Here is a 3,687-nt window from a genome sequence, read left to right as displayed (position 1 = left end):
CCTCATCCACCGGAGTGGACGGGGTATCAACTTCTGGCGTTGATTTTTGGCACGCTGTTGAGTTCTCAAGGAACGGACGCTTCCTTCGTACTCACCCTCTCGGGCTTTCCTCCGGGCTTTCGTTCTTCGTTTCCGACTCTATCAGACTCTTTACGTGTCCGATTCCCGGTCGAAGCGGGTTTTTGCTTTCCAGGGCGTCGCTTTCGCGTTTCCCTTTCCGGCGAGACCGACTCTATCAGAAGTTTTCCACCGGATTTCCCGGCTTCAGTTCCTGGGGAAGGAGTCGACTGCGCACCCGAGGAATCAGATTCACCGGGTGTCTGGATCTTGCTTGTGGGTTGTCGCCGAACTCTTCCGTTCCAGGCAACCGCTACATACTACAACCCTCGCCGGACGGGTGTCAAAGGTCCCTGCTCCTCCCCTGCCAACGGCCAAGCCATCGTCTTGTCGCCTGGTCTGCACACCGTCTCGACGGTCCGGGTGGCGCGAACGGCGACGTGTAGCCCGAGGAGGTTGGATAGGCCTCGCGCACCTCCAGGCGCCCGCCGATGTTGACGGCGCGTGCGCCGTACCGGTGCTTCTTCGCCGCGCGAGCGGTGACCACCCCACGGGCAGCTCCTCGCGCCCGCCCCGCGCAGCAGGGCGCCCGGCCGGTCACGCGCGAACGCCTCCGGGCGGCAGATCAGGATCCCCATCAGGCTCGCCCCGGTGGCATCCCGGCTGGCGCGGGGCGGGGGTGCCTCTATGCCTGGGTTATGCGGCGAGTTCGATGTCTTTGAGGGTGCGAGGTTCGTAGAAGGTGCCGTCGCGGAGCATGGCGAACAGGACGCTGATGCGTTGGCGGGCGAGGCGGAGAAGGGCTTGGCGTGGGTTTTGCCGGGGGCTCGTTGCTTGTCGTAGTAGGTGCGGGAGGCCGGGCTGGCGTTCATGCAGGCGAAGGCGGACAGGAACATGGCGTGTTTGAGCTGCCGGCTTCCGCCTCGTGGTGCGTGTTCGCCGTGGATCGAGGTCCAGGACTGCTTCGTGGTGAGGGCGAGGCCGGCGTAAGAGGCGAGGTGGGCGGCGGTGGGGAAGCCGGTGCCGTCGCCGACGGAGACCAGCAGGACTGCGACGGTCCTGACACCGACGCCGGGCATCGACGTCAGGACCGGGGAAAGAGGGTGAGCCTCCGGCAGGGCGTTGATCTGGGCTTCCAGGGCCCGGCGCTGTGCGTGGACGGTGGCCAGGGATCCGGCCAGGGTGGGATGACGATGTCGCGGGTGCCGGTGCCCGGGACGACGACGGTCTGTTCGTCGAGCGCGTCGAAGACATCGTCGACGAGCCGTGCGGCCATGCGCGGGGCTTTCGGCCGGATCAGTTCGACGAGTCTGCGGCGGCCGGCTTTGCGCAGGGCGGCCGGGGAGCCGTAGCGCTCCAGCAGCCAGGTGGCGGCCTCGTGGTCCAGACGGGCCGAGGACGCGTTCCAGGCTGGGGTGGAACTGAGTGAGCAGACCGCGTATCCGGTTGGAGCTGCGGGTGGCCTCGGCCGCGAGGTGGTCGAAGCCGACCAGGACGGTGAGCTCGGCGGCGATCTCGTCGGTCAGTCAGTTCCGACGAGCGCAGGGTGTGCGGCATGGGGCGGGCGGCTTGCGCGATCCCGCGGCGTCCTTGGCGTCGGTCTTCGCCTCGCCGGGGTAGAGATTGGCGACTCGCCGCATCGCAAGGCCCGGCAGGTAGGCGCCTGGCGGCCCGCGTCGCGGGCGAGGGCCAGCGGGAGGGCGCCGATCGAGGCGGGCTGGTCCACGATCACCAGGACGGTGCCGAACTTTGCGGTCAGCTTGTCGAAGACTGCCCGCATTTTCGGCTCGCTGTTGGGCAGCGGCTTGTCGAAGACCTTCTTCCCGGCGGGTCAGCCCGTGGCCGTGAGGAGCGGTCTTGCCGACGTCCAGGCCCGCAGCACGCCCACGTCACGGTGTCGAACACTGCCGCCCGCGAGCGGTCGGGCGTTGCGCCCGGCCAGGCGGTGGTCGGACCTCTCATCAGCGTCTTCGACGGCACCCCTCGGGCCCGGTGACACCAACCCCCAGGTCATCCGTGCGACAGGGGACACAGTCATGCCGGGCCCGGAGGCCAGCTGCCTGGGCCATGCGCGGGGCTTGGGCCGGACGAGTTCGACGAGCCTGCGGCGGCCGGCCTTCCTCGCCCGCGAGGTCCAGGTCGAACCCAGTCAGCTCGGTGAGCTCGGCGGCGATCTCGTCGGTCAGTTCCGGCGAGCGCAGGGGGTGCGGCATGGGGCGGGCGGCGTCCGCAATCACCGCGGCGTCCCTTCGCGGCGGTCTTCGCCTCGCCCGGGTAGAGGTTGGCGATCCGCCGCCTCGCAAGGCCTGGCAGGGAGGCAACCCGGTCAGTCGGCGTCGCTGGCGACGGCCAGAGGCAGGGCGTTGACGGATGGGGCCGGTCCGCGATCACCCGGACAGTAACCGGACTTGGATCTCGAGGCCGCGGCAAGGGTTATCGGCGTTGGGGGGGGTGATCAGCCATGGCGATGACGCTGTCGTGTGGAATCGCCTCGCCTCTCTGCTGCCGAGGTGGGCCAGGAGAACCTCGCGCCGCAGCTCCTGGAGTGCCGCGGGGACGGCCTGCATGGCCGACGTACGGCTCATCGACGTCGAGACCGTCATCGCGCTGCTGATTCGGGAGGCGAGGGGCCCGGGGACCTGCTCCTGCCCCTCCGTGATCGTGCCGCCGGACCGCGGCCGGGTCGTGCGCGTGTCCTGCGATGCATCCACCTCCGAGGCTTACGCCGCCCCTCCTGCGCGGACTGCCCGTCGAGGCCGCTGCGTGGGGCTGAGCCGCGAGCGTGGGCCTGTCCGGGGGGCGGGTCAGAGGTTGACCCGCTTCAGGTAGACGCGGCTGCGGTGCGGGATGGTCTGGTACCAGAGCATCAGGTGCTCGTCCTCGTACGTGCGCAACCGCATCGGGGTCGGGTCCTCGTACAGGCTGCCGTCCTTGGGGTCGATGCCCATGGACGCCAGGTCCACCAGGCCGTCCATCACGGCGGCCACGAGGCCCTGCTGCGCCGACGGCATGTCTCCCAGGACCCACACCCGGCTGGGATCGCATTCCCACGCCCAGCCGTTGTCGCTCTCGACGCCCTCGCCCCGCGGGCTCACAGACCGATTTCCCGCTGCGCCTCGGCGAGGATGCGGCTGCTGGTCCGCATCGCGGCCTGGAACTCGCTCTCGGTGGAGGCGGGGTCGCCGGCGATGCGTTCTGCTTCGCGCAGGGCCGCTGCCCGCGCCGGCCACCGGTGGATCGCGACATGCGTGGCCCACTTGATCAGGAAGAACCGCAGAGGGTTGATCGCCCCGGTTTCGGCGGCGCGGTCGAAGGCCTCGTTGCATTCCCTGTCGAGCACGGCGAGGCTCGCCATGTCGATTCGCCGCACGGCGTCCCGCAGCGCTTCCCGTGTCATGGCCGGCTGGGGGATGAGCGGGCCGCCGTCTTCCACGTGCTGTGCTGTCATCGACTCCTCCGGGGGAATGCGGCCAGGATACCGACCGGCCCGCGGACATGCCGGTGAACGCAGAAAAGCCCCGCACCGAACCCCCGGAAAGGGGGGCTGGTGCGGGGCTTCCCGCAATGATTGTTCGGCGGCGTCCTACTCTCCCACAGGGTCCCCCCTGCAGTACCATCGGCGCTGAAAGG

General features: G+C 69.3%; 2 protein-coding genes and 2 pseudogenes. All 4 read right to left on the bottom strand.

The window, feature by feature from the left end; translation table 11 throughout:
• Positions 1-753: 753 nt before the first annotated feature.
• A pseudogene (locus tag HYE82_RS34945) lies at positions 754-1,928 on the bottom strand (IS110 family transposase).
• Between the two features lie 249 nt (positions 1,929-2,177).
• Positions 2,178-2,370 (bottom strand): annotated as a pseudogene (locus HYE82_RS34940) (transposase); the annotation flags it as partial.
• A 491-nt stretch (positions 2,371-2,861) separates the two neighbouring features.
• Entirely contained in the window at positions 2,862-3,152 is a 291-nt protein-coding gene (locus HYE82_RS34935) for a hypothetical protein (RefSeq protein ID WP_179178247.1), read from the bottom strand.
• The gene (locus HYE82_RS34930; protein WP_179178246.1) at positions 3,149-3,505 is read right to left on the bottom strand and encodes a hypothetical protein; all 357 of its coding nucleotides are present in this window, start codon (positions 3,503-3,505) and stop codon (positions 3,149-3,151) included. The genes HYE82_RS34935 and HYE82_RS34930 overlap by 4 nt, the downstream gene beginning before the upstream one ends.
• Positions 3,506-3,687 lie beyond the last annotated feature (182 nt).

Source organism: Streptomyces sp. BR123 (assembly GCF_013401435.1).
Classification (GTDB): Bacteria; Actinomycetota; Actinomycetes; order Streptomycetales; family Streptomycetaceae; genus Streptomyces.
This window is presented reverse-complemented; position numbering and strand designations above follow the sequence as displayed.